The sequence below is a fragment of the Vibrio sp. CyArs1 genome (assembly GCF_022432925.1).
Classification (GTDB): Bacteria; Pseudomonadota; Gammaproteobacteria; order Enterobacterales; family Vibrionaceae; genus Vibrio; species Vibrio mediterranei.
Map to the genome: position 1 here is coordinate 1 of NZ_JAKRBO010000007.1, position 25,899 is coordinate 25,899.

The 25,899-nt window shown below is 45.3% G+C and carries 25 protein-coding genes and 1 tRNA gene; 1 reads left to right on the forward strand and 25 read right to left on the reverse strand.

Features of this window, described 5'->3' with window-relative positions; genetic code table 11:
- Positions 1-114: 114 nt before the first annotated feature.
- The 4 genes from MMA19_RS19255 to MMA19_RS19270 form a co-directional block, all read right to left on the reverse strand.
- Entirely contained in the window at positions 115-438 is a 324-nt protein-coding gene (locus MMA19_RS19255; RefSeq protein ID WP_240206998.1) for an Arm DNA-binding domain-containing protein, read from the reverse strand.
- A gap of 325 nt (positions 439-763) precedes the next feature.
- A tRNA-Ser gene (locus MMA19_RS19260) sits at positions 764-851 on the reverse strand.
- A gap of 141 nt (positions 852-992) precedes the next feature.
- Positions 993-1,442, reverse strand: a complete 450-nt coding sequence (locus tag MMA19_RS19265; protein ID WP_038223284.1) for an L-alanine exporter AlaE — start codon at positions 1,440-1,442, stop codon at positions 993-995.
- Between the two features lie 415 nt (positions 1,443-1,857).
- Entirely contained in the window at positions 1,858-4,062 is a 2,205-nt protein-coding gene (locus tag MMA19_RS19270; protein ID WP_240206999.1) for an ATP-binding protein, read from the reverse strand.
- Positions 4,063-4,173: 111 nt separating this feature from the next.
- On the opposite strand from MMA19_RS19270, the gene MMA19_RS19275 reads away from it, so the two are divergent.
- Positions 4,174-4,743: a UPF0149 family protein gene (locus MMA19_RS19275; RefSeq protein ID WP_038230123.1), complete on the forward strand. Its 570-nt coding sequence runs from the start codon at positions 4,174-4,176 to the stop codon at positions 4,741-4,743.
- Positions 4,744-4,782: 39 nt separating this feature from the next.
- On the opposite strand, the gene MMA19_RS19280 is transcribed toward MMA19_RS19275, so the two are convergent.
- The 21 genes from MMA19_RS19280 to aspS form a co-directional block, all read right to left on the reverse strand.
- On the reverse strand, positions 4,783-5,727 hold the full coding sequence (locus tag MMA19_RS19280) for a hypothetical protein (protein ID WP_240207000.1): 945 nt from the start codon (positions 5,725-5,727) through the stop codon (positions 4,783-4,785).
- Positions 5,728-5,737: 10 nt separating this feature from the next.
- Positions 5,738-7,039, reverse strand: a complete 1,302-nt coding sequence (locus MMA19_RS19285; RefSeq protein ID WP_161493951.1) for a BamA/TamA family outer membrane protein — start codon at positions 7,037-7,039, stop codon at positions 5,738-5,740.
- A 161-nt stretch (positions 7,040-7,200) separates the two neighbouring features.
- Positions 7,201-8,232 (reverse strand): ion channel, encoded by a 1,032-nt coding sequence (locus MMA19_RS19290; protein WP_038230119.1) that lies wholly within the window; start codon positions 8,230-8,232, stop codon positions 7,201-7,203.
- A 116-nt stretch (positions 8,233-8,348) separates the two neighbouring features.
- Positions 8,349-9,410 carry a quinolinate synthase NadA gene (gene nadA / locus MMA19_RS19295; RefSeq protein ID WP_006075300.1) on the reverse strand — a complete coding sequence of 354 codons (1,062 nt, stop codon included), beginning with the start codon at positions 9,408-9,410 and terminating at the stop codon, positions 8,349-8,351.
- A 376-nt stretch (positions 9,411-9,786) separates the two neighbouring features.
- Positions 9,787-10,575, reverse strand: coding sequence for a tol-pal system protein YbgF (gene ybgF, locus MMA19_RS19300; RefSeq protein ID WP_006075299.1), 789 nt, complete (start codon positions 10,573-10,575; stop codon positions 9,787-9,789).
- An 84-nt stretch (positions 10,576-10,659) separates the two neighbouring features.
- Positions 10,660-11,184 (reverse strand): peptidoglycan-associated lipoprotein Pal, encoded by a 525-nt coding sequence (gene pal / locus MMA19_RS19305; protein WP_006075298.1) that lies wholly within the window; start codon positions 11,182-11,184, stop codon positions 10,660-10,662.
- A gap of 30 nt (positions 11,185-11,214) precedes the next feature.
- On the reverse strand, positions 11,215-12,567 hold the full coding sequence (gene tolB / locus MMA19_RS19310) for a Tol-Pal system beta propeller repeat protein TolB (protein ID WP_062460277.1): 1,353 nt from the start codon (positions 12,565-12,567) through the stop codon (positions 11,215-11,217).
- 13 nt (positions 12,568-12,580) lie between these two features.
- Entirely contained in the window at positions 12,581-13,603 is a 1,023-nt protein-coding gene (gene tolA, locus MMA19_RS19315; protein WP_006075296.1) for a cell envelope integrity protein TolA, read from the reverse strand.
- Positions 13,604-13,616: 13 nt separating this feature from the next.
- Positions 13,617-14,060 (reverse strand): ExbD/TolR family protein, encoded by a 444-nt coding sequence (locus MMA19_RS19320; protein ID WP_006075295.1) that lies wholly within the window; start codon positions 14,058-14,060, stop codon positions 13,617-13,619.
- A complete protein-coding gene (gene tolQ, locus MMA19_RS19325; RefSeq protein ID WP_006075294.1) occupies positions 14,060-14,746 on the reverse strand; it encodes a protein TolQ in 687 nt (228 codons plus the stop codon). Before tolQ ends, MMA19_RS19320 begins: the two co-directional genes overlap by 1 nt.
- On the reverse strand, positions 14,736-15,155 hold the full coding sequence (ybgC, locus tag MMA19_RS19330; RefSeq protein WP_006075293.1) for a tol-pal system-associated acyl-CoA thioesterase: 420 nt from the start codon (positions 15,153-15,155) through the stop codon (positions 14,736-14,738). The genes tolQ and ybgC overlap by 11 nt, the downstream gene beginning before the upstream one ends.
- 183 nt (positions 15,156-15,338) lie before the next feature.
- A complete protein-coding gene (gene ybgE, locus MMA19_RS19335) occupies positions 15,339-15,641 on the reverse strand; it encodes a cyd operon protein YbgE (protein ID WP_240207001.1) in 303 nt (100 codons plus the stop codon).
- On the reverse strand, positions 15,634-15,741 hold the full coding sequence (gene cydX / locus MMA19_RS19340; protein WP_006075291.1) for a cytochrome bd-I oxidase subunit CydX: 108 nt from the start codon (positions 15,739-15,741) through the stop codon (positions 15,634-15,636). Before cydX ends, ybgE begins: the two co-directional genes overlap by 8 nt.
- 12 nt (positions 15,742-15,753) lie before the next feature.
- Positions 15,754-16,890: a cytochrome d ubiquinol oxidase subunit II gene (cydB, locus tag MMA19_RS19345; protein WP_031495488.1), complete on the reverse strand. Its 1,137-nt coding sequence runs from the start codon at positions 16,888-16,890 to the stop codon at positions 15,754-15,756.
- A gap of 15 nt (positions 16,891-16,905) precedes the next feature.
- A complete protein-coding gene (cydA, locus tag MMA19_RS19350; RefSeq protein WP_038230109.1) occupies positions 16,906-18,492 on the reverse strand; it encodes a cytochrome ubiquinol oxidase subunit I in 1,587 nt (528 codons plus the stop codon).
- Between the two features lie 524 nt (positions 18,493-19,016).
- Complete coding sequence (gene ruvB / locus MMA19_RS19355; protein WP_006075045.1) at positions 19,017-20,024, reverse strand: Holliday junction branch migration DNA helicase RuvB; 1,008 nt, start codon at positions 20,022-20,024, stop codon at positions 19,017-19,019.
- A 65-nt stretch (positions 20,025-20,089) separates the two neighbouring features.
- Positions 20,090-20,707, reverse strand: a complete 618-nt coding sequence (ruvA, locus tag MMA19_RS19360; RefSeq protein WP_006075044.1) for a Holliday junction branch migration protein RuvA — start codon at positions 20,705-20,707, stop codon at positions 20,090-20,092.
- Between the two features lie 80 nt (positions 20,708-20,787).
- A complete protein-coding gene (locus MMA19_RS19365; RefSeq protein ID WP_006075043.1) occupies positions 20,788-22,215 on the reverse strand; it encodes a methyl-accepting chemotaxis protein in 1,428 nt (475 codons plus the stop codon).
- A gap of 203 nt (positions 22,216-22,418) precedes the next feature.
- Positions 22,419-22,940 (reverse strand): crossover junction endodeoxyribonuclease RuvC, encoded by a 522-nt coding sequence (gene ruvC, locus MMA19_RS19370; RefSeq protein WP_006075042.1) that lies wholly within the window; start codon positions 22,938-22,940, stop codon positions 22,419-22,421.
- Between the two features lie 13 nt (positions 22,941-22,953).
- Complete coding sequence (locus tag MMA19_RS19375) at positions 22,954-23,700, reverse strand: YebC/PmpR family DNA-binding transcriptional regulator (RefSeq protein WP_240207002.1); 747 nt, start codon at positions 23,698-23,700, stop codon at positions 22,954-22,956.
- Positions 23,701-23,962: 262 nt separating this feature from the next.
- A complete protein-coding gene (aspS, locus tag MMA19_RS19380; protein WP_006075040.1) occupies positions 23,963-25,741 on the reverse strand; it encodes an aspartate--tRNA ligase in 1,779 nt (592 codons plus the stop codon).
- Between the last annotated feature and the right edge of the window lie 158 nt (positions 25,742-25,899).

Genomic DNA, 25,899 nt, shown 5'->3' on the forward strand with positions numbered 1-25,899 from the left:
GAAACTTACGCGATGATCAAAGCGTTGAACAAACTCACTAGGCTAGGTATGCCAGAAAGTCAGTATATTGTTTGAGATGTAGTCATTTTAGAAGCATTGTGCCTTGAACTCGATTTAAGCAACAGAGCCTTGCTCTTGTTGAATCTGGGTCCTCTTCTCGATCCTGTCTAATTTAGGGTCAATACCTTCCTTCAGAAGTTTGCGCATCTCAAACGCTTTGTCACGAGCACCATCAACATTGAGCATGTCGAGGCTACCCAATCCCAAGAAGGTTCTGTTTTTTGTACCTGGCTTTATGTAACGAAACTCCCAGTATTTGAGGTTGTTGGGTTTCACTAGTAGATAGAGACCACCACCATCAGGTAAACGATAGATTCGATCTCGGCCCTGTGCTTGTTCGATTTCCTTGTCTTTCAGGCGATGTATTAAGTGCGACATATTGCCCCCTGGTATGACTGAGCTACACTCAGAAAAAGTTAAGTTTTTCGCGTCATACCACTTAACCCTAAGCTATTGATTTATTGAGAATCAAAGCTGTAACTCATGTAATTCCTAAGTTCCTAATCACTTGAATAGGAGCTAAGCAAATTAGGTTCAAATGGTATATTCCCGAAGTCGGGAAAGATTAAAACATACACTTTGTCATACCCCAAAATGGTGAACGAACTAGGACATCTTTGGACGTTATCGGACGATAAATTGTTGATTTAGAAGTATAATAGGTATAAAAAAAGACGCCCTAGGACGTCTTTCTTCAAGAAATTGGCGGTGAGTGAGAGATTCGAACTCTCGATACGTTGCCGTATACACACTTTCCAGGCGTGCTCCTTCAGCCACTCGGACAACTCACCGTATTGTTTGTTAGCGCTGTTGGCTAACGAGGCGCTAATTTAATGATTATCCTTGATGGGGTCAAGTGCAAATCGGGAAAAAAGCGCTCTTTTTTAATTGTTTGCTTACTTTGTGATTAATTCGATCAAATGATCGGCAAATCAGACGCTTTGGTAGTAACCCGGTACTCGGAACCAGCGGCGACATAGGTCTAGGAAGTAGCCGTAAAGTACGCCCATTCCGCATGATACTACTGCGTTACTCGATACTGCGGTGATGATTTGGTCAGTCGATGCGCCTACAGTAAATAGAATCGCTGCGTATACTGGCGACTGAAATGCTACATAGGCAATCAGGTCTGAAATGGCCTTCATGGTGCCCGAACCTGATACTTTCGCGCCTTGTCTTAGTGCCCAGTCACGGAAAACGCCATATGGCCATGCAATTGCAATATTAACGGGGATCGACAGTAAACGTGATGCCAGTGACTGTTCGAACGTCATGCCAGATACTAATACTTCGATTAGCATGCCAGAGACGAAACAGAAGACGACCATAGCAAAAGTGTCTGCTGCGGCGTTACGAATACAAAAAGGAGCTTTGGGTTTCAATTCAGGAATCTCACGGAATAATAAACTATCAAAAAATGCTTTTGGCAATTCATATAACTAGATATCTTTTACTATCTAGATTTCGTCGCTATTAGAACACCAATTTAGTAGTTTTACATACCGTATTTGAAGTCACTTGGTAAATTAATCACCAATTTTGAAGTTCAAACTAGATAAACTCGCTATTTGTTGTAATTTGATTACATTTATTGACTATGCCACTGATATTCAGTGAGTTAGTGGCACGTTATGTACAATAGTTACAGCTCTAAACAATTAGATGCTCTTGGCTAAGCAGAGTTTACTCAGGCTTACGGGGTGGATGGTGCCGAAATGGGTGTTTTATGAAATCTAATGAGTTGAATAACAAGCTAGGAAGGTGCAGTGACGCCAATAACAGCGTCACTACGAAGGGTTAACGCAGAGGCTCTACGTTCGAACGGCGTTTGCTTGAAAACTGGAATAGCTTGTTGGCGTATTGATACAGAGCATCGTCTAATACTCTTTCATCAATGGGCTTACCAACAATAAAGTCGGCGCCAGCGCCTAACATGCGCTCTCGAGTCTCTTTAAAGACATCGGCGGTACAACCGAAGATCAAGGTATCTTTTTCACGGCCGAGCATATTACGGATACCCGCGATAGCCTCTACCCCATCCATAACAGGCATATGGTTATCCATTAAGATAAGATCAAACTGTTGGGTTGAGACGGCTTTTAGTGCCAGTTCGCCGTTTTCTACCGAAGAAGTGATAAAGCCTTTACGCTTCATAAAGGTCTCGATAATGATGGTGTTGGTGCGATTATCCTCGACGATAAGCGCTTTGAGTCCACGATAGTCGAGGTGACGTTCAATATGGACATCTAACGCTTTTGGTTTGCATGGTTCAAGTTGGACGCGAACCGTAAACTCAGATCCCATCCCTTCCTGACTGGTGAGCGTGATGTTGCCTCCCATACAGTGAGTAATCTCTTGCACTATCGCAAGACCAAGCCCAGTACCTCCAAAGCGGCGCGTGGTGCTCGATTCGGCTTGCTCAAATGGCTTAAATACTCTTGATTGCGCATCGGGTGAGATTCCTATTCCAGTGTCTTTAACTCGGATAACGAGCGCAGTCACTCCATCATTCACTTCTTCAGACAAGTAGACTTCCACCATTCCTTGCGAAGTAAACTTAACCGCGTTGTTGAGCAAGTTAAATAGGATTTGGCGCAGGCGCGCTTTATCGCCGGAATACCAGCGAGTTTCATCAACTTCCGAGAAGACGCTAAAACGTAGCCCTTTCTCATTACATAAGGTGTGATACACGCTGTGCATACTGCCAATGATGGAGCTTAGCGGGAATGGACGATTTTCAAGCTCAAGGTGCCCTTGCTCAATCTTCGAGTAATCCAATATCTCATTCAACAGAGACATCATATGATCACCTGAATCATAAAGGGTTTTGAGTAGTTTACGCTGCTCTAGATTAAGGTCGGTTTTAAGCAGGATTTGAGCGGTGCCCAATACGCCATTCATCGGTGTTCGGATTTCATGGGAGAGCGTGGCTAGGAACGCCGTTTTTGCTTTAGTGGAAGCCTGTGCTTTGACGCGTTCTTGGTCTAAATAAATGGTTTTTTCATTGAAGGTGTCAATAAGGTAGCGAATCTCGTCCGGACTTTGATAGTTAATATCGATACTGCCGCCCTCTTTGGACTCATCGACTTTCTTAGCAATATCAGTAATCGGCTTAATGAGATATTGGCTAATAAGATAATAGCCAAACATCAAACAAAGCAGCATGACAGGCACGATACCCAACTCGACCGCCATTACGATGTCTGACACTTGATCAGATACCAGTCGTCTCGCATTGACGACTTCTAGACTCCAATCAAAATCACCAAATTGACGCTGGCTGACGTAGATATCACGCCCTACTCTGAAGTTGTGCTCGGTAATCACATGATTGTTCGTATCGCGCACGATCACCCCAAGATCGTGCTCTCTTGCTTTACTTTTGACGAATTTCACTAGGTTTTCCAATGAAAGATCGACGGTAGCAACTCCGGCAAATTGACCATTTAAGTAATAAGGGGCCGAGGCCGTTATCATTTGCACGTGGGTATAAGGATCGATGTACACCTCAGACCATGTAATAGTATTCACGGGCTGATTTTTTACTGAGGTGTACCACGGCTCTAGGTGATAGCCGTCAGCTTCGGGGTTGTTCCAAAGATCAATTTTATCCACCGTTCCATCACTGGTACGGTTATAGAACAGGCTGGTGAGTTTAATGTTGGGGTCTACCGAATACGGTTCAGGCCAAATTCCACCACTCACGGCGATGCCATCATTGAGCTTAAATACCTGACAGAGTGCCTCATCGAGTGCGGTGCGGTTTTCAATGGACTGCGCCATAGCGACGATGCTTTTCAATACACCCACAGAGCTGGAAAGTGGCGCTGAGATCTCGGCGGCGAGAAACTCGTTTTTGATATCGAGGTTTTCTTCTAGCTTGGCTCGAACTGGAGACTCCACCACCATATAGGTGATGCTTCCGAATACCGCGATAAACAGAGCTAGGTACAGCGCTAGCGCGACGACACTTTTCTTTTTGAGAGACTCGTTGATAACCATAACTAGAGAAGCGATCCTTTTCTTCTTGTTCGACTCAGATAATTTCGTCTATTTTATTCGTCTGTAGCTTGTTACTATTAAGCATCATTTTCGCCTTTACGGTAAAGCATTTTGACATTAAAAGACATACTTTCCCTTCCTGAGTTAGAAGGTAAACTTCTTAACGAAGCGCAAACACAAGGCTTTGTCACCTCGATGGCCGCTGCGCCACATACGTTACCACCTGAAGAGTGGCTACCGTTTCTGTGGGGTGGTGAGGAAGTAGCACCATTCACATCCGGTGAGCAGTTAGAAACTTATGCACAAGCAATTATTGGCTTGTGGAATGACTTCCGCCCTGCTCTATTAGACGGCGAATGGCAGTGGCCCGAAGGTTGTGAGCTAGACGAAGAAGAGATCGTGACGTTGGCAACCAAAGACTTCTGCGAAGGTGTTCTTCAAGGTTGGCAATTGGCTAGAGATGACTGGGAAACCATCATGCCAGAGCACAGTGAAGACAACGCTCTGTTAGGCGGGGTGCTACTGTCATTGAGTATGCTTTACGACCCAGAGACATCTATCGCAACGCTACAAGCACAAGGTATTGAAGGTTTGGAGCAGTTTGCTGAAATCTATAATGCCATGCCAATGATGCTTTGTGGCATTACGCAAAAAGGCGCGGTACTGGCTGAGCAGCAGTAATGCAAAAAGCTCCTCATTATGAGGAGCTTTTTATCATTTCTAGAAACGATAACCCATCGACACAATTAGCTGATTCCAGTTCAGAAAGCTGTATTCCGCCATCAAATTCCACTCTTTCTCATAGCCAAAGTCGTAGACTGCTGCGAGTGACATGTTGGATGTTTCTTTGCTTTTTAGGTTTACGTCAAAGCGCAGTTCATCAGCAAGGTTCAAACCACCAACTTGCAAGTCGGTTAAGCTACCTGTCACGTTCTGCTCAATGCTCTGATACTGATAACCCAATAGCATCGTTAGCTTACCGTAAGGTACGTCATAACGCTGACCAACTCGCACCGCACCGATTTTGGTTAAAATGGTACTGTCTGTAGTGGTGGTCCAAGCATTAGTTACCGCACCCGCTGCCGTGACAATAATCGGGTTGAATCCATCGATCACTTCAAACTGCGTCGCAAGTACCGCACCAATACCTAAGTTGTAAGCTTCATATTCGATGTTGATTGGTATGGTCGCTGGTACAGGAAACGGTCTGCCATTACGTGTTGCATTGGAAAGATCGGCGCTGATCTCCTTATTTCCTTCGGTATAGCCTGCTAAGCCATAAACATTTAGGAATGGAAATACCCATGCGTCGAGTCTAAGCTGAACACTCTTATCAGACCCTTTAATCGATACATCATCTGCTGGTACGACATAATGATTAGGCTTGTTACGACCGCCAAGTAGCCCGCCTGTTGCGTCAATTTTGAAATCATCCGTCGCCACATACTCAACATCTTGAGAGTTCATATAGATGCCAAAACCAACGGGAATCGGTAACTCATAACCTAGGTCACGAGCCTGCTCACCCCAAACCGGTAGACCACTCCAGTGCGCTTGGTTTTTCTCTCTTTCTACTTGTTGTTTCAGTTCATCACTCGCCGCATATACAGTATTTGATACCATATAAAGAGATGTAACAACGAGTATGGTTAGTAATCTAATCAAAACGGTTTACCTAAAAAGCTTCAGTAAAGTTGAAATAAAATGCCGAGCCATGTTTACCCATCCCTAAATCAAGGCGGATATTCATGCGCGGTTGAAGTTCATAGCGATAGCCAATGCCATAAGACAAAATAGCGTGTCCCGACAAATCTTCGACAGACTCTCCCACCGAGCCCACCCCCGTCCATGCGGTAATGCCATGGTTAGATAGCGCGCCTGAGCTTCGACGGAATGTATGTCGGTATTCTGCGGTTACTTCTGCCGTCACCTTGTCACGATATTGGCCTTGATAGTAGCCGCGCATCGAGTTTGCGCCGCCTAGTTCAGGCATGTCGTAATACGGAGTATCACCAAAAGCTTGTTGGAATCGACCTAACACTGCCAACACTCGACCCTTCTGGAAACTGTGGAAAGTTCGATATTCCACGTCCAGTTTCTGGTACTCAGCTTGACTGCCTAGTGCTTCGCTATACAGCAGCACCTCTGTTCTAAACAAAGAACCACTCCAAGGGTTAACGGCAACGTCACGAGAATCGTATTGAATGCTGCCACCTAGACCCCATGTAAAAGGTTTATCTTTGAACTCGTTAAAGTTCTCATCCAATATCGCCGAATCAGGTTCGGTGGTTGGACTAAAGTAATTCAGCTTAATTGCGGGGCCTGCAAACCAGTTGTCGACAATTCGAAAGATCAAATTGCCTTTATAATTGTTGGTGTTGGCTTTGTATTGAGTAACATCGCCAAAATCAAACTGTTGCGCGGCATCATAGCCGATACCCCAATAGTGTTTGCCTTGAGTACCTGCGTTCCATGCGCCTTGGAATTGAATATCATCGTTATTCCAAAACAGGTCATGTTTAGCTCTTAAACCATAGCCCACTTCCGAATCAACATAATTACCGATGATAAATGCCGAGACACTTGAGCGCTGGAGTTGTTGCTGTTCACGGTCGGTTTTGAATGAATACAAACCACCTACCGCAACAAGCACACCTTGTTCCGGAGTAAATGCAGGTCCACCTAGGAAGCTGAACATGGGTAACCCATTCACTTCACGGTAGTATTTTTTTGCGTACTTTAGATCTGAGATGGTCTCTGAATAGCGGCTATCGGTATTGTCGTCTTTTAGTTTTGAGATAGCGTCATCGTATTCGTCTACCTTAGCGTCTGCTTTAGTAACGTCGTGTTCGAACACCATGTCTTCTTTCTTGGTTTCAAGTTGAGCATAGCTAGGTATAACGACATCTTCTTTCGCGGCCACAATAGATGGTGCAATAGCAGAAAGGACAAGTAGCGACAGCAAGTTTACGCGCATGAATTGTAAGGTTCCCATAACCAATGAATGAACGTTCATTCATTTTTTAAAAAAAGCGCGCGCATAATAAACAGAACACATTTCCGTATCAAGATATTTTTCTTTCTCAAATTATTCACATTTCAAATATCGATGAACAATTTGATGACATAGGCTTGTGGCTAGAGGTTTTTCCAAGAAAAATTGTCAATTCGCTCGTCGGCGATATAGAACAATTTATTGCCAGCGGAAATGGATTGTTCGAGATCGGGGTTAAGAATGATGCCATTTCCTACATCCACTGCGATTAAAGTCGCTTGGTACTCCACTTTCATCCAGTTGAACAAGGCTTCGACCGATGAGTCTGGAGCATCGTTTGGGTAGTGAACCGAGTATTGTGTCATGCCTCGTGTTGAGCTTAATAGCTCTTGATGTAAGGCACTTGAACCAGGGTCAACCGCGGCCTTAGCAAGCATTTCCGCTCCTACAGCTGGGATGCATTCAGAGTTTGGACAGTGTTGATGTAGAAGGTCGCTCAGCGCTTCGTCTTTGAAATAAACCAGCAGGTGAGCATTAGGGTTGCGGTTTGAGCAATAAAGCGCCGCAGAGAGGGTTATATCGTCTTCGGGGTTATCAATAAGAATACAACTAGCGGTTTCGATGTTGGTTTTTTCCATTTCTCGTCCGTCGGTGTAGCTGTTCACTTTGACAAAAGAAATCTCACCGGGAAGCGGGTTTTCGATATCCGAACGACTGCACAACACTATAGGTCTGCGACCCGTCTCTTCATGTTGCAGCATACGAATAAGATGAATAGTACGTTGACCATTCCAACCCAACATTAGAATATGATTTTCCACAGTTACTTTCCTTTTACCGAGTTGTCCAGAACGCCAAGAATCGAGCCCGAGTGCTGCTAAGCGGCCAAGTAACGCCGCAAACAACATCAGTCCCCCAGGGATGACAAATAAGATAGCTACCCAACGACCTGCTTCTGTCGTTGGAGATAAGTCGCCATAACCAACGGTTGAAGCGGTAACGACGATAAAATAGATGAATTGAGAAATAGGAACCGTCAGGTCGGTTTCGCCACTGGCTCTGAGTAATACCCATGATAAGCCAGCATAAAGCAAAATGGCGGCCGCTAAGCTTTTAAACCTGAGTTCGAACAGATGAGAATGAAACCATTTTCTGAGTTGTAACCAAATCGCCACTGACTTCCCTATTCGTAGACGGATCATGTGTTAAGCATATATGAAAATGGCGAACAACATATACGAAAAAACCAGTCCGAAGACTGGTTTTTTGAGAACGGCGTTAACTTTAGTGGTTACGCGTTGCCTTTCACTTTAATTTGCAGTTGCTCAGCAAAGTCCAACATGCGATTTAAAGGAATCAGCGACTTAACGCGTAGCTCGTCATCTACGAAGATTTCGTGCTCTTCACCGCCATCTTTCAGTGCTTTTTCAATTGCACGTAGACCATTCATCGCCATCCAAGGACAGTGTGCACAACTGCGGCATGTTGCGCCAGCGCCTGCTGTTGGTGCTTCGATAAGTTCTTTCTCTGGCACCATTTGCTGCATTTTGAAGAAAATGCCTTTGTCAGTCGCAACAATCATTTGCTTGTGCGGTAGCTCTTTGGCTGCTTTGATTAGCTGGCTGGTAGAACCAACAGAATCCGCCAGTTCAACGACGCTAGCCGGAGACTCCGGGTGTACTAGAATCGCTGCGTCTGGATAAACTGACTTCATGTCTTTCAATGCTTTGGCAGAGAACTCGTCATGGACGATACACTCACCTTGCCATAAAAGCATGTCCGCACCAGTTTGGTTCGCGATGTACGAACCTAGGTGACGATCTGGACCCCAAATAATTGGTTTGTCTTCAGCGTCTAGGTGCTCGACGATTTCAAGGGCGATACTTGATGTCACAACCCAGTCAGCTCGTGCTTTTACGGCTGCAGAGGTGTTGGCGTAAACCACAACCGTGTGGTCAGGATGCGCATCGCAGAATTCAGTGAACTTGTCCGCTGGACAGCCAAGGTCTAGAGAACATTCCGCTTCTAGAGTTGGCATCAGAATGCGTTTTTCTGGCGTTAGGATTTTTGCTGATTCGCCCATAAAGCGAACGCCAGCAATGATCAGCGTCGACGCATCGTGTCGGTTACCGAACTTCGCCATTTCAAGAGAGTCACCCACGAAACCACCCGTCTCTTCTGCAAGAGCTTGGATTTCAGGATCGGTGTAATAGTGTGCAATCAAAACCGCGTCTTTTTGTTTTAATAGCGTTTTGATGTTTGCAATGTATTGCTGTTTCTCGTCATCACTTAGAGGAACAGGCTTAGGGGGAAACGGATATACCGTATCAATAGTGTCTAAGATGTGGCTCATAGCGCATGCTCTATGCTACTTCCAAATAGTCCGAGCATTGTACACGGATATTCCTACAAGGACAAAGGCAGGCCTGAGGTAATCGACCAAAGTTGAATAGAAAGTGGCCGTATCGGGCTAAGAGTGTGATGGGTTGTAAAGAAGCGTTGAGGTTGGAAGATAAAACAGTTATATCCACAACTGCCACAGCAGTTAATATGGTATTGGTCGTCACCCCTGCGGAGGCAGGGGTCTTATTTCAGCGAGTACTGAACGCGCTTTTAGTAAATTCCTGCCTGCGCAGGAATGACGATCCCTGGTGGTTGGGAGCGCTTTAGGTAAATGCCTGCCAGTGCAGGCGCCCGGCTATAAAAGCGACAACGCACTTGTCTGATTATTACTTCAAATTGGACTGAGCAACTTTTGCAGAAGAACTACCTGGGTACTCAGCAATTACTTGCTCGTAGTACTTTTTCGCTTCTGCTGCTTTGTTGCCGCGCTTCGCTAGGTCGCCCAATTTAACTAGTGCATCTGCACGTTTGTTGGATTCTTTAAAGCCTAATACCGCTTTAAAGCTCTTTTCTGCTTCTGAATCTTGGCGTTTAGCAAAGTAAAGCTGACCTAACCAGTAATGCGTGTTCGGCATAAAGGTTGAGTTTGGATAGTCTTTTTGGAATTGCTTGAATGCTTCGATAGCACCGGCGTAGTCACGTTTTTTCAGGATAAGGTCTACAGCATTTTGATAGGCAGTTTGCTCATCAGCGTCTGTGCTGAATTTGCCTTGAGGTGCTGTGCTGTCTTTTGCTACAGGAACTGGGACTGCGGCCGTGCTTGCTTGAGAGCGAAGTTTATCGATCTCAATGAATAGTTCTCTTTGACGCTGCAACATTTGCTCCATATCGTAGCTATTGCGTTCTAGCTGACCACGTAGAGTTGCGATTTCTTGCGTCATTTCATCGAGCTGTTGCTGCATTTGCAACTGAACTCGGTTTCGGTTCTGAAGCAGGCGTTCTAAACGTTGAACGTCAGTTTCATTGGTTGCAGCATGGGCTGCTGAAATAGAGGCAGCAGTTGCCGAGGAAGATGTTGCGCTCAAGTCGGTAACCGGTGCTTTTGTCGCGTAAGCTGTGCTTGCTGCGCCGGCTAGTAACGTAAGCGTAACAACGCGCTTAATGTTACTGTTCATAAAGGTTATTACCTCAATTGCCGTGGCTTAAAACAATGAGTCGCAGCGCAAAGGCTGCGACTCAACAATCTTAAGCAGATTGAATTAGTAAACTAGAACTGCGCGACGGTTTTTCGCGTACGCGTCTTCAGATTGACCTAGTACTAGTGGTTTCTCTTCACCGTAGCTTACGATAGAGATTTGGTCAGCTTGTACACCAAGAGCTTGGATGTACTTAGCTACAGCTTGTGCACGACGCTCGCCTAGTGCGATGTTGTACTCAGGAGTACCGCGCTCATCAGCGTGACCTTCGATAGTCACTTTTAGTGATGGGTCTTTGCTTAGGTATGCTGCGTGTGCTGCAAGCATATCTTCGTAGTCACCAGCAATTGTAGAGTTATCGAACGCAAAGTAGATAGTTTGGTTTTCACGAAGCGCTTTTTCTTTTAGCTCTTGCTCAGAAAGTTGTGCATTCTCATCGATTGGAGTAGCAACAACAGTTTCTTGCTGTTGTTGGTTAGAAGTTTCTGCACCTGTTGATGACGCAGCGTCATCAGTTGAGCTACATGCTGTCATCGCAAGAACTGGCAGTGCGATTAGCAACCCCTTAAAAACTTTGTTTAATTGCATTGTTATTTCCTTAACCTAAAAATTTAATTGCTATAAAAACGGTGACCATGCTGGGGCTCTTACACGCCCATTTGTAGCCGGTAATCTAGCTTTAAATCGTCCATCGATGGAGACCATAGAAAGGACGTTAGTTTTGTTATAAATAGAGCTATATATCACCATGCCACCATTTGGTGCGATGCTTGGTGACTCATCTAGCAGTGTTTTCGTGAGGATTTGCACTGAACCTGTCTCTAAGTCTTGTTTTGCAAGATTAAATCCAGAGTTCGAGCGATTTACCATCACGAGGTAGCGACCGTCAGGGGTGATCTGCCCACCGAGGTTTTGTCTACCCTGCCATGTGATACGTTTGGTTTTACCGTCGGACAAATTTACTTCATAAATCTGAGGGTTACCACCCCTATCCGACGTAAAAATAAGGGATTTGCCGTCTGGTTTCCAGAACGGTTCCGTATTATTTGACCTACCGCTAGTAATTTGACGCAGTTTTCTTGTTTCAAGATTTAACGTATATACATGCAGTTGCCCAGTCTTTGATAGTGTTAACGCTAACGTCTTGCCATCAGGAGAAAATCTTGGCGCACCATTGTGACGTGGGAATGACGTAATCTTTTCACGCTTACCGGTGTAGATGTTCATGATGAAGATTTCAGCTTGCCCGTTTTGGAAACTTACATAGGCAAGTTTTTTCCCATCTGGAGACCAAGCCGGAGACATTAGTGGCTGCTTAGAACGTAGAACAAGCTTCTCGTTATAGCCATCATAGTCAGCAATACGCATTTGATATGGGTACTGATCTTTGTCATTAACAACGACATAAGCGATTCGCGTTAAGAATGCACCACGCTCACCAGTTAGTTCTTCATAAACAAGGTCAGAAATGCGGTGAGCATATTCACGTAGGCGATTGCCTGGAACGGTTGCTTTCTTCTTGAATAGGACGTGGTCGTTCGACAGAACCAGTTGGCCATCACCACTTAGAGCCTTTGATTTGCCGCCAGTCAATTGACCACGCACCACATCAACCAGTTGGTAGCTTACTTCGTAATTACCTTCTGCGTTTTTCACGATGGTACCCGTTAGCAACGAATCAACACCAATGGATGTCCACGCTTCAAAGTTAATGTCTGACGCATCGTATGGCGTTTGCGGCATTTTACTAGTTGCTACAGGACTAAACTTACCACTTCGTTGTAAGTCTGATGCAATCACGGCCGAAACATCATGAGGAAGTTTTCCCTCACCTTCCCATTTAAATGGGACAATAGCGATAGGTCTTGCGGAATCAATACCGTCGGTAATGACAAGTTCTAAAGCGGCATTTGCAGTCTGAGCAGCGAAGCTCAGCACTAATGCCATTCCTAATAGTATTCGCTTAATCACGAGGTCTTCCTTTTTACTCTGGAACTACGGTCAGATTAATATTTTTAAGTTGTTGGTTCACATCCGCTTCTTTTGAAAGCGGGAAGGTCCCAACCTGAGCTATCGCACGCTTAGTCGCGGCACAAAGTCTGCTATCTCCATCGAGTACTGCAACTTGACCAGCGATAGCGCCGTTACCCGCAGGTATCAGTTTCAAGTTAACTCGACATTGCTTTCCCCGAAAGCTGTCCTCTAGAAGCAGCTTTTGTTGAATCAGCTGAGTGTAGATGGCGCCCATACGTTGTACTTCTGATGCAACGTGTTTTGAGCGCGCACTAGTATTCAGAGCTGCTTCACTTTCAAGGCCAGAGAAAATGTTATCTAGAGCGGCTTCTTGCTCCTTGCGCTCACGCTCAAGTTGCTGCAAACGCTCCTTCTCTATTCTGGCCTTTTCTGCTGCTTCTTTGGCGGCTTTCTCTTTAGCAATACGTTCTTTTTCGGCACGCTCAGCGGCTTCTTTCTCACGCTGGGCTTTTTGTTGTGCTTCTTTGATCGCTCGTTCTTTTTCTAAACGTTCTTTCTCGGCCTTAGCTATCGCCGCCTCTTTAGCGACTCGTTGTTGCTCAGCAACACGAACAGCTTCTTCTTTGGCTTTACGTTCAGCTTCAGCTTTTGCAGCGCGCTGCCTTTCCACTTCGCGGCGTTTCTCCGCCTCACGCGCTGCTTGAGCATCTTTCGCTTGTTGCTGTTTTAACTTGCGAATGCGCTCTTCTTCTGCTTTGCGATTACGCTCCAGTTGCTCACTTTCACGGCGTAACTTATCAAGGCGGTCTTGTTCTTTTTTAGCTGCGGTTTCGCGCTGCTTGCGAATCTCTTGCGCTTGTTGGCGCACTCTAGCAGGGTCGATGACCACCGCTTGCACCATGCCTGTTGGCTCCGCTTTGTTCATTGTGAAGTCTGTCCCCCACAATAAAGCGACAACCAGCATCAAGTGAGCAAACAAAGAGATCGCTATTGGCTTTCCGTAGCTAGAGTTATTCTTCTTATTGCTTTTCATACCGTTGCGATGGCTATTCCCTGATATCGGTTAGTAGGCCCACTTTTGGGATACCGGCCTGACTTAACTCATCTAACAACAACACTACCTCTGCGTAAGGGGTAGCTGCATCACCGCCTACTGCCACTGGCGAGTTTGGATTGATCGACAGTTCAGCTCGAACGCGAACAATAATGTCTTGTAAGCTAAGGCCTCTTTGCATATCTTCGTTATTAACGCTCAAACCAAAATTCCCATCACGGTCGACTTCAACAATGATAAAACTTGCGTCGCTGTCACCGGCTAGCTCTGTTGCTGGTTTAGCGGTGGACGTTTTTGGTAGTTCTACATCCACACCTTGAGTGACGAAGGGTGATGTCACCATAAAAATGATAAGTAGAACTAGCATGACGTCGATATACGGAACGACGTTAATTTCACATGTCAGCTTGCGTTTCTTTGGTTGGTAGCCAGCCATTACTGCTCCCTACCCGCCATTGCTTGTCTGTGCAGGATACTGTGGAACTCTTCTGAGAAGGTCGCGTAGTTGTGCTCCAACTTGCCTACTTTATTGCTGAGTCGGTTGTACGCCATTACTGCTGGGATAGCTGCGAATAGGCCCATTGCTGTTGCGATCAGTGCTTCTGCGATACCAGGTGCTACCATCGCTAGTGTGGCTTGTTTTACTTCACCCAGTGCGATGAACGCATGCATGATGCCCCAAACGGTACCAAAGAGACCGATATATGGAGAGATAGAACCAACGGTTGCTAAAAATGGTAGGTTTGTCTCTAGATCTTCTACTTCGCGAGAAACCGCAACACGCATCGAACGCCCCGTTCCTTCCATAATGAAAGCCGGTGATTCAGCGTTAGATTTACGAAGTCTTAAAAACTCAGTGAAGCCGCTATAGAAAATCTCTTCCGTACCAGAAAGGTCGTCTTTTCTTTTTTTCACATCTTGGTAGATCTGCGAAAGATCGGCACCTGACCAGAACTTATCTTCAAACTCGTCTGAGTCTTTAGTAGCCTGTTTTAGCACCTTGCTGCGTTTGATGATCATCGCCCAAGATACGACTGACATCCCAAGCAGAATCAACATTACCAATTGAACCAGTAGACTTGCCTCTAGAATGAGGTCCACAAACGAAATATCAGCCGTCACTGTTTTTTAACTCCAATAAGATAGTCGAAGGGATAGCCTTCGGCTTCATTTTTATATTATCGATACATGCCACTTTAACGAGAGCCTTTGCAATTGTCACATTTTGCTCATCAACAATTTCTTGTTGAAATGTTAATGACGCTCGTTTGAATTCAGAAATATGTGTCTTCACTGTGAGGTGGTCGTCTAGCCGTGCACCGCGGATAAAATCAATATCGATATGACGAACGACAAAACCTACTTGTTGGTCAAGCAACTGACGTTGGTGTACGTTTCTGCTACGAAGCAACTCGGTTCTGGCGCGTTCAAAGAAATTGAGATAATTCGAATGGTAGACCACACCGCCTGCGTCGGTGTCTTCATAATAGACAGTGATGGGGAATTCGAAATACGGTGATAACTGAGACAAACTGGTAACTTCCTAATGAATACTGCGCTCTAATATAACGCAAGTGATTGTGTTTGTTATAAGAGCTGACAAAAAATTTTGAATAAAGTGCCAAAATTTACACTCAACTGATGAAGTTATTAGCAGTTTCGAAAGTTTGTTTGTTTCAAAAGGTAAAAAACCCGAGCATAGCTCGGGTTTTCTTTAGATAACGTACATTAACGTTAAGTAACTCAACACAGTTAGTGACAAGTACGGACTGAACACCGCTTGCCAGAGCCAGAACCTCGGTCGGAATCCGACTCCAAACACCATGCTGGCACAGACAGACAATACAAATAGCAATCCTAAGAATGGCGAGAAGCCACCAATGGCGTCATCGTATTGGTCTGGACTCCACATAAACAAACCGACATTTACAAAGCCGAGTATCAGGGATAAGACGCGCAATAGCGTCTTATCTACTGGTTTGTGAAGTTGCTCTAACTGTTGGTTAAGGTTACTCACTGTCTTCGTCCATCATCTCACTATGCTCTAGCCAAAGAGCATTGATGATGCCAAATGCACACGCAAGTAATACACCTAAAATCCAAGCGAAATACCACATATCAAATGCTCCTTAGTAAAGTGAATTTTTGTTTTCTTCGATGAACTTGTCATCAAGACGACCAAACATCTTGTAGTAAGTCCAAGCTGTGTAGCTAAGAATTACTGGAACCATTACGAACGCTACTGCTGTCATTAGGTTCAGAGTCAACTCACTTGAAGTCGCATCCCACATAGTCAAGCTATGGTTAGGGTTTAGGCTACTTGGCATTACGAATGGGAACATTGCAAAACCAGCCGTAAAGATGATGCCACCGTTCGCTAGAGAAGAAGCAATGAACGACACTGCACATTTCTCTAGACGCGAAGCCAGTACTGCTAGTAGAGGCATCACCACACCTAGTGCTGGAGCAATCCAAAGTAGTGGGTACTTCTCAAAGTTCGCCATCCACGCACCTGCTTCACGAACCACTTCTTTATTAAGTGGGTTCGATGCTGCATTGCCGTCAATTGCGCTTACGATTGAGTAGCCATCGATGTTTTGAATCCAGAAACCTGCTGCTACAAAAGCCGCAACAACCAATAGACCCATTAGCTGTGCTGTGTTGCGAGCACGAGTATGGATATCACCTGTTGTCTTCATTTGTAGCCAAGTTGAGCCTTGTAGCAAGATCATGAACAAGCTTACTAGACCGCAAAGTAGCGCAAATGGGTTTAGTAGACCAAAGAACGAACCATGATACGTTGGCATCATGAATTCACTCAGTTGGAACGGTACACCTTGTAGCAAGTTACCAAATGCCACACCAAAGATGATTGGTGGAACAAAACCACTGATTGAAATAGCGATATCCCAAACGTTACGCCATTTGGTGTCTTCTAGCTTTGAACGGTAGTCCAAACCGATTGGACGTAGCCATAGTGCTGCTAGTGTCACAATCATTGCAAAGTAGAAACCGGAGAACGACGTTGCATAAACAAGTGGCCATGCAGCGAATAACGCACCACCAGCAGTGATCAACCATACTTGGTTACCATCCCAGTGAGGGGCAATCGAGTTGATCATTACACGGCGTTGGCTGTCCGTTTTACCTAGGATAGGCACTAGAGCACCTACCCCCATATCAAATCCATCGGTGATTGCGAAACCAGCCAATAGTACGCCGATCAGAATCCACCAGATGAGTCGTAAGACTTCGTAATCAAACATTCTTTTTCTCCTTGCTTACGCTTCTACTTGGCGACTAACTTTGTTCTCTACCGTTTCGTCATTTTGTTCGAAATGGTAACGACCAGTCTTCAAGCTACTTGGACCTTTACGTGCGAATTTCACCATCAAGTAAACTTCAGCAATTAGGAACACAGTATAGAGGGCGATGATTGCGAACAGTGAAGACCATAACTGGCCTACCGTTAACGCTGACGCGGCTACGTGAGTCGGTAGAATTTCACCAACAGCCCACGGTTGACGTCCGTATTCAGCAACAAACCAACCTGCCTCGATAGCGATCCAAGGTAGTGGGATACTGAATAGCGTTGCTTTGAGAATCCATCTCTTCTGTTCGATTTTTTGACGACATGTTTGTACAAACGCTGCGCCGAATACGAATAGCATGATAAAGCCACAGGCAACCATGATACGGAATGACCAGAATAGTGGCCAAACTTTAGGGATAGAGTCATCCGCTGCTGCTTGGATTTGGTCTTCAGTCGCATCAACAACTTTGTCTGTGTAGCGTTTAAGTAGTAGACCGTAACCTAGGTCATCTTTCACTTCATCAAACGCGGCAACGTTAGCTTCGCTGCGGTCACCTGCACGAAGTTTTTCTAGCAGCTCGTACGCATACATACCGTTACGAATACGATCGACGTGCTCTTCGCGTAGGTCACGAAGGCCAGTTACTGGAGTATCTAGAGAACGCGTTGCGATAATACCCATTACATATGGGATCTTAACCGCGAAGTCGGTGTGCATTTCTTCTTGGTTTGGTAAGCCAAACAGAGTAAATGCTGCCGGTGCTGGCTCAGTGTGCCACTCTGCTTCAATAGCTGCGAGTTTCACTTTTTGAACATCACCCAGCTCGTAACCTGATTCATCACCAAGTACGATTACCGATAGGATAGATGCCATACCGAACGAAGCTGCGATAGCAAACGAACGACGAGCAAATGCAACATCACGACCTTTAAGTAGGTAGTAAGAGCTGATACCTAGGATGAACATTGCACCCGTTGTATAGCCTGATGCTACTGTGTGAACAAACTTAACCTGAGCTACTGGGTTGAGTACTACCTCAGCGAAGCTCACCATTTCCATACGCATTGTTTCAAAGTTGAACTCAGCGCCTACTGGGTGTTGCATCCAACCGTTTGCAACAAGAATCCAGAGTGCAGAGAAGTTCGAACCAAGCGCAACTAACCATGTAACGGCTAAGTGCTGACGTTTTGAGAGCCTATCCCATCCGAAGAAGAAAAGTCCGACAAAAGTGGATTCGAGGAAGAAGGCTACGAGGGCTTCGATAGCAAGCGGGGCACCGAATATGTCGCCAACATAATGGGAATAGTAAGACCAGTTGGTACCAAACTGGAATTCCATAGTAAGACCGGTGGCAACACCTAGAGCGAAGTTAATACCAAATAGCTTACCCCAGAACTTTGTCATGTCCTTGTAGATTTGCTTATTGGTCATTACGTAGAGGGACTCCATGATGGCTAGCAGGAACGCCATACCGAGAGTCAATGGAACGAACAAGAAGTGATACATTGCCGTGAGTGCAAATTGCAGTCTCGACAGATCAACAACGTCTATCATGGTAACTCCTTTTGTGTCAGCTGAACGACACTTTCTACATTTAGCTTCAAGGACTTTGTTTAATAGACATTAAACTTGTTGAGCAAATCATCATCCTTGTTGCAAAAATGTACCTCAATGGTTAGTTAATTGTTAAGCTTGCGCTAATATAGCTGGCGCTAATATTACTGTTAAATTGACTCGGTTTCAAAAGGTTTATTTGTAGAGTTGCTTTGATTTACATCAATAAACACAAAGAGTTGATTGTACAATCTTTAATCACATTGATGCAGATCAATTTCAATGAATTTATGTAAGCAAATTAAGGGAAGTGTGAAGGGGAGGAAGAATTGGGAATACCCCTTTAGTAGCAAGGGATTATAGCGTGAAGTGTTAGCTATATGAAACAGAATTGGACTTCAAATCACACAAAACGATAGATATGACAAATAAAACAAAGCCGCATATTTGCAATATAAATTTACAATAATGCGGCTTAATAATTATTCACAAAAAGGAACTATTTGGATGAAATCTGACAATTATCAATGTTTATCGATACCGAAGTGTAAATAAGCTCGGTCAGACGCGATACGGCCACGAGGTGTGCGTTGTAAATAGCCTTGTTGTATCAAATAAGGCTCAATCACATCTTCGATGGTGTCTTTCTCTTCACCAATGGCTGCTGCTAGGTTGTCGAGACCTACAGGACCACCTGCGAACTTCTCCATAATTGCTAGCAAGAGCTTTCTATCCATGTAGTCAAAACCTTGATGATCGACATCAAGCATATTCAGTGCTTTGTCTGCGATATCCGCACAAATATGACCATTGCCTTTCACTTCCGCATAATCTCGAACGCGGCGCAGTAGACGGTTGGCAATGCGAGGTGTACCACGAGCACGACGAGCAATCTCCAACGCGCCTTCTGGTTCCATTGACAAGCCAAGACAAGACGCGCTGCGTTGCACGATCTTTTGCAGATCAGCAATTTTGTAATATTCCAAACGCTGAACAATACCGAAGCGGTCGCGAAGTGGTGAAGTCAGTGAACCAGCCCTGGTTGTCGCGCCAATCAAAGTGAACGGAGGCAAGTCAATCTTAATAGAGCGTGCAGCAGGGCCTTCGCCAATCATGATATCCAGTTGGTAGTCTTCCATCGCGGGATACAAAACTTCTTCAACCATTGGACTTAGACGGTGAATCTCGTCAATGAACAAGACGTCATTTTCTTCGAGGTTGGTCAACAGCGCAGCCAAATCCCCTGCTTTCTCAAGCACCGGACCGGACGTGGTGCGAATGTTCACTTCCATTTCATTGGCGACGATATTGGCTAAGGTTGTCTTACCTAGACCCGGAGGACCAAATATCAACAAATGATCAAGCGCCTCATTACGCAGTTGTGCCGCTTTGATGAAAATTTCCATCTGGTCACTAACATGCTCTTGGCCTTCATAATCGGCCAGTTTTTTAGGACGTATTGCTCGGTCAATCACGTCCTCATCTTTGAAAACAGGATTTTCAGGCGCTATTAAGCGATCGGCTTCAATCATGTCACGCTGTCTCTTTGCTATTCATTCAGCTTATTTAATAAAGGTGAGATTTAATTTCTCACAACTTAAACCATAGCACGCAGTGCTTCACGAATCAGCGCTTCGCTGGTCATATCTGGTTTCGCAACTTGAGAAACTACTTTTGATGCCTGTGTAGGTTTATAGCCCAACGCAAGCAGTGCACTGACCGCCTCTTCTTCCGCGTTGTCGGCATTCATAGCACCAACACTATCAACTGGTGCAGCGTCAGTCGCAGGCGTAAACAAGTCACCCGCGCCCCAACCTTTCAAACGATCTTTCATTTCAACAACTAGACGCTCAGCAGTCTTTTTGCCGACGCCAGGTAGCTTAACAAGAGTAGAAATGTCTTCACGTTCTACACACGCAACAAACTGAGTAGCCGACATGCCGGATAGGATACCAAGACCTAGTTTTGGACCAACACCATTGGCTTTGATGACCTCTCTGAACAGTGCACGTTCACGGACGGTATTAAAGCCATAAAGTAATTGCGCATCTTCACGCACTACAAAGTGAGTGTAAATGATCGCCTCTTGGCCAATTTCAGGTAGTTCGTAGAAACAGCTCATCGGCATTTGAATTTCGTAGCCAACGCCGCCCACTTCAATTAACAGTTCTGGCGGTTGCTTTTCGATTAGAGTTCCACGTAATCGTCCTATCACAGTTCAATGTCTCATGTTAGTTGCAATAGGGCTTAGGATATAGAATAACTGGATAGGTATCCAGTTATTCTAAGTAAAATTTAAGGCATAACAGAGCGTAGGCGCTCGGAGAGTTCAGTGCCCTCATGGATTTGCTGACCAAGCTGATCACTAATCGTTTGAATGTCTTCGGCAATCGCTTTACTGCCGACAACAGACTCCGCCACATCACTGCTTGCTTGGTCTAATTCGCCGATGGCTAAATTCTGTTGAGTGACCAACTCACTGAGCTCGGTAATTTCTGAAGAAATGGTTTGCACTTGTTCTATCATCATACTCAACTCAGAGACTGTGGTTTGAATGGTTTTTTGTCCGGAGTTGATTTCTTGCTGACTGTTGTTGATAAGAGTGCGAATCTCATCCACTGAATTACTGGTTTTAGACGACAGTTCTCTGACCTGCTCAGCAACGACGGCGAAGCCACGACCATGTTCACCTGCCCTAGCTGCTTCAATAGCAGCGTTTAACGCAAGCAAGTTGGTTTGCTCTGCCACGGAAGTAATCAGCTCAATAACCGACACCACTTTCTGATTACTGTTATCGATATTGGTGATGGCCTGCGTCGAAGCATTCAGCATTTCCGAGCTGCTCTCTGCTTGCTGCTTTATTGAATCGGTTTGGGTAATCACTTGCTCCATAAAGTTCACCGACTCTTGGGTGAACGACGACAGCTGTTCCAATTGCTGACTCATTTCCTCTGCGGCACTGGCTTGAGAAGCGCTGTTGAGGCTCAGTGACTGTACGTTACTTGTCAGTTGGGTAGATTGCGTGTTCACTTGATGAATCACTTCATCTAACTCTTGAACACTTTCGTTAACAGCGAGTAGCATGCTATCAAGTTTCTTCTCTCCTTCTGACGCTTTTTCTGCTTGTAACGCACTCTCTTTTTGCGCTTTTTCAGCGCGTGAAATCGCACTTTCTTTCTGTTTTGAAGTAAAACTTTGCGCGAAGCAAATGACAAATAGCGGCAGTAACATGCCAGACCAAATCTCTATATTCTGCTTAGATGCCGACAAGTTAATCGTTGGGAATTGATAGCCGGAAGTATGCAAATAGGTCATCACAGCGGATACCGCTAGAATCCCGACGCTCCACGTTAATGCCATAATACGAGATGCGGAAAGATAGAAGGCTACGATCAACAGCGGGGCCCAGAACGCTTGCGTCGAATCAACGATTCCACCGCTTTGGAAGATTATATTCACCGCATGCAGCACCATACCAAAGAAACCGATGTTCAGTGCAAGTGTGATCATCTTACTAAAACGAAGCACTGCTAAAGCAATAACTTCGACTAAGATCAACGCGATAGAGGTGAGAAATAGAGACGCGTGGCCATTGGATTGCCACTTAATCGCGCTGTATAAACCAACCACCAAAGCCACAACTGAGAAGACCGCGGTGATTTCCGCTTTACGAAGGGTGTTACGAGAAAGGCTATCCGAATTATTGATAAAATAATGCCACATGCCGTTGGAGTTCCTTGTTATTTGATTATTCGGACATTTGGTCCTTTGAATTAACTCATCGGACCAATATTAGGAAGTTAACAAATAATTAACAAGGTGAATTAGGCGAAAAGCTCTAAAAGTGTGGACTGGCTATCGTTAAAATTATCGGTATGGCGTTTATATCGCCACACTTCCTTGATGGATTCATGCGATTAATTTGATTAGCGATAACGCCCTTTTTTTGCGCCTGTTGCTTTACCCGCTAAAGCGACAAGTGTTTTGTTGGTGTTTGCATGACAGATTGCGACACCTAAGGCGTCAGCCGCATCAGCTTGAGGTTTGGACGGCAATTTCAGCATCGCCATAACCATGTGCTGAACCTGTGCTTTATCTGCTCCACCCGTACCCACTACCGCTTGCTTGATTAAGCGTGCTGCGTATTCGTAGACAGGCAAGTCGTTATTCACGGCAGCAACAATTGCGCTGCCTCTGGCTTGTCCTAACTTAAGCGCTGAATCAGCGTTTTTAGCCATAAACACCTGTTCAATAGCAAACACGTCTGGCTGAAATTGAGTAATGATCTCACTCACACCTGCGTAGATTTGTTTGAGTCTGCCCGGTAACTCTGCTTCTGATGTACGGATACACCCGCTACCGAGGTATTGCAAATGGCGACCCTGCTGACGAATTACACCATATCCGGTGATACGCGAGCCAGGGTCGATTCCTAGTATTATTGACATGACTTCTCGTTAATTACTCAAGGCTTGCTGCGACTTCGTCAGAGATATCACCGTTGTGATAGACCTCTTGCACATCATCAAGGTCTTCCAGTGCGTCAATCAAGCGCAGTAATTTTGGTGCCGTCGTCTCATCAAGCTCTGCTTTAGTTGACGGCACAAGCGTCACTTCTGCATTGGCGGCTTGATAACCAGCGCCATCTAGCGCATCTTTCACCGCACCAAAGTCAGCAGGTGTGGTGTAAACATCAATAGCGCCATCGTCTCCGGTTTCAATATCATCAGCCCCACCTTCTAGTGCGACCTCCATCACTTCGTCTTCGTCCAGACCTGGAGCATAAGAGATGACGCCCTTTTTATCGAATAGGTAGTTCACACTCCCGTCAGTACCAAGGTTGCCTCCTGCTTTAGAAAATGCGTGGCGTACGCCAGATACGGTTCGATTACGATTGTCGGTCATGCATTCCACCATGACTGCCGTTCCACCGGGACCGTAACCCTCGTAGATGATCGTTTCCATATTGTCATCGCCTTCCCCACCCGCACCACGACTCACGGCACGATTTACCGTATCACGAGTCATATTGTTGGAGAGTGCTTTATCAATAGCGGCACGAAGACGAGGGTTGTTTTCAGGTTCACCACCACCTTCTTTAGCGGCAACGACAATTTCGCGAATTAATTTAGTGAAGATTTTGCCGCGCTTGGCATCTTGCGCTGCTTTACGGTGACGAATATTCGCCCATTTACTATGACCTGCCATAACAAATCCTTTGAGTTCTATGAAGTTGGATTACTTTTTATGTTGGTATAACTATACAGATTTTGGAAACAAAAACTCCCGCTATTGCGGGAGTTTTGGGTATGTTGTGATCTTGGGTTTTAGTTTTGGTGCTCGCAGTTAGAAGATCCCTGCCTACGCAGGGATGACGATAGCTTGAGCACACCAAAGGTTGATGTGTTATTCCTGCGCAGGCAGGAATCTACCCAAGGCGTGCGACCTAACTAAAAAACCACGTCGTACCTTAAGAGTCTTTCTTCTCTTTCGCCGCCGTCACTGCAATCGCTAGCTCTTCAAGTGCTGCTGGGTTTGCTGCACTTGGTGCATCTGTCAGTAGACACGCTGCCGCGGTTGTTTTCGGGAATGCGATTACGTCACGGATGTTTTCCGTACCGCAAAGTAGCATAACAAGGCGGTCAAGACCGAATGCAAGTCCTGCGTGTGGTGGTGTACCAAACTTAAGTGCATCTAGTAGGAAGCCAAACTTCTCACGTTGCTCTTCTGCATCGATACCAAGGATCTCGAATACTGCTGCTTGCATTTCTGCGTTATGAATACGAACAGAACCGCCACCTACTTCATAGCCGTTTAGAACCATATCGTACGCGTTTGAGTTTGCTGCCGCTGGGTTCGCTTTTAGCTCTTCCGCAGTCATGCCTAGAGGAGACGTGAATGGGTGGTGCATCGCGTGCAGGTTACCCTCGTCATCTTCTTCGAACATTGGGAAGTCAACAACCCAAAGTGGTGCCCACTTAGACTCATCAGTAAGTTCAAGATCCTTACCAATCTTAAGACGAAGTGCACCCATTGCTTCAGCAACTGTGTTCGCTTTGTCTGCACCAAATAGGATGATATCGCCAGACTCAGCTTCAGTGCGCTCAAGAATACCGTTGATCACTTCTTCGTTTAGGAACTTCGCTACTGGAGACTGGATACCTTCCATACCTGCGGAACGGTCGTTAACCTTCATCCACGCAAGACCTTTCGCGCCGTAAATACCAACGTACTCTGCGTAACCATCAATTTGCTTACGAGTTAGAGAAGCACCGCCTGGTACACGGATAACCGCTACGCGACCTTTTTCGTCGTTAGCTGGGCCTGAGAACACTTTGAATTCAACGTCTTTTAGTAGATCAGCAACGTCTACTAACTCAAGCGGGTTGCGTAGATCTGGCTTATCTGAACCAAAACGACGAATCGCTTCAGAGAAAGGCATAACTGGGAACTGACCTAGGTCTACGTTCAATAGCTCTTGCCACATATCGCGAACCATTTTTTCTGTCACTTCACGAACTTGATCCGCAGACATAAAAGAAGTTTCGATATCGATTTGAGTAAATTCAGGCTGACGGTCAGCACGCAAGTCTTCATCACGGAAGCACTTAACGATTTGGTAGTAACGGTCGAAACCAGACATCATCAGCAGCTGCTTAAATAGCTGTGGTGATTGAGGTAGTGCGTAGAACGAGCCTTTGTGAACACGGCTAGGCACTAAGTAGTCACGTGCACCTTCTGGTGTCGCTTTAGTTAGTACTGGTGTTTCGATGTCTAGGAAGCCATTGTCGTCAAGGAAACGACGAACAAAGCTTGATGCTTTAGCGCGCAGCTTAATACGATCGCTCATTTCTGGGCGACGAAGATCGATGTAACGATACTTAAGGCGCTGCTCTTCAGTATTGGTTTGGTTGAAGTCTAGTGGCAATACATCACTGCGGTTGATGATTTCAAGGCCAGTTGCCAAGATCTCAACCTCACCAGTTGCCATGTCTTTGTTAACTTGGCTTTCTGGACGAACACGAACTTCACCAGTCAGCTTGATGCAGAATTCGTTGCGAAGTTGGTTTGCCACTTCGTAAGCATCAGCCATATCTGGATCAACGACTACCTGAACGATACCTTCACGATCTCGCATATCGATAAAGATAAGACCGCCTAAATCTCGGCGACGGTTTACCCAGCCGCACAGTTCTACAGTTTGTCCTGCAAGGGACTTGTTCAGGTGACCACAGTAATGGCTACGCATAGTGAATTTCCCAATTTCCAATAGTGATAATGAAACGTATAGTATGGGCGAGTGACTATTATCTAGCCAACTTACATTACACCCATAAAATCAAAGGTTCATTTATACTCGGAAAATCGTCTAAAATCGACCTAATTTGACAGAATTGTTGTGTTTAA

Coding starts and splice junctions, on each gene's coding strand:
- MMA19_RS19255 (WP_240206998.1), bottom strand. CDS start 438: ATGTCGCACTTAATACATCGCCTGAAAGACAAGGAAATCGAACAAGCA.
- MMA19_RS19270 (WP_240206999.1), bottom strand. CDS start 4,062: ATGGTTATCAACGAGTCTCTCAAAAAGAAAAGTGTCGTCGCGCTAGCG.
- MMA19_RS19285 (WP_161493951.1), bottom strand. CDS start 7,039: ATGCGCGTAAACTTGCTGTCGCTACTTGTCCTTTCTGCTATTGCACCA.
- nadA (WP_006075300.1), bottom strand. CDS start 9,410: ATGAGCCACATCTTAGACACTATTGATACGGTATATCCGTTTCCCCCT.
- ybgF (WP_006075299.1), bottom strand. CDS start 10,575: ATGAACAGTAACATTAAGCGCGTTGTTACGCTTACGTTACTAGCCGGC.
- pal (WP_006075298.1), bottom strand. CDS start 11,184: ATGCAATTAAACAAAGTTTTTAAGGGGTTGCTAATCGCACTGCCAGTT.
- tolA (WP_006075296.1), bottom strand. CDS start 13,603: ATGAAAAGCAATAAGAAGAATAACTCTAGCTACGGAAAGCCAATAGCG.
- MMA19_RS19320 (WP_006075295.1), bottom strand. CDS start 14,060: ATGGCTGGCTACCAACCAAAGAAACGCAAGCTGACATGTGAAATTAAC.
- cydX (WP_006075291.1), bottom strand. CDS start 15,741: ATGTGGTATTTCGCTTGGATTTTAGGTGTATTACTTGCGTGTGCATTT.
- cydB (WP_031495488.1), bottom strand. CDS start 16,890: ATGTTTGATTACGAAGTCTTACGACTCATCTGGTGGATTCTGATCGGC.
- cydA (WP_038230109.1), bottom strand. CDS start 18,492: ATGATAGACGTTGTTGATCTGTCGAGACTGCAATTTGCACTCACGGCA.
- ruvB (WP_006075045.1), bottom strand. CDS start 20,024: ATGATTGAAGCCGATCGCTTAATAGCGCCTGAAAATCCTGTTTTCAAA.
- MMA19_RS19365 (WP_006075043.1), bottom strand. CDS start 22,215: ATGTGGCATTATTTTATCAATAATTCGGATAGCCTTTCTCGTAACACC.
- ruvC (WP_006075042.1), bottom strand. CDS start 22,940: ATGTCAATAATACTAGGAATCGACCCTGGCTCGCGTATCACCGGATAT.
- MMA19_RS19375 (WP_240207002.1), bottom strand. CDS start 23,700: ATGGCAGGTCATAGTAAATGGGCGAATATTCGTCACCGTAAAGCAGCG.
- aspS (WP_006075040.1), bottom strand. CDS start 25,741: ATGCGTAGCCATTACTGTGGTCACCTGAACAAGTCCCTTGCAGGACAA.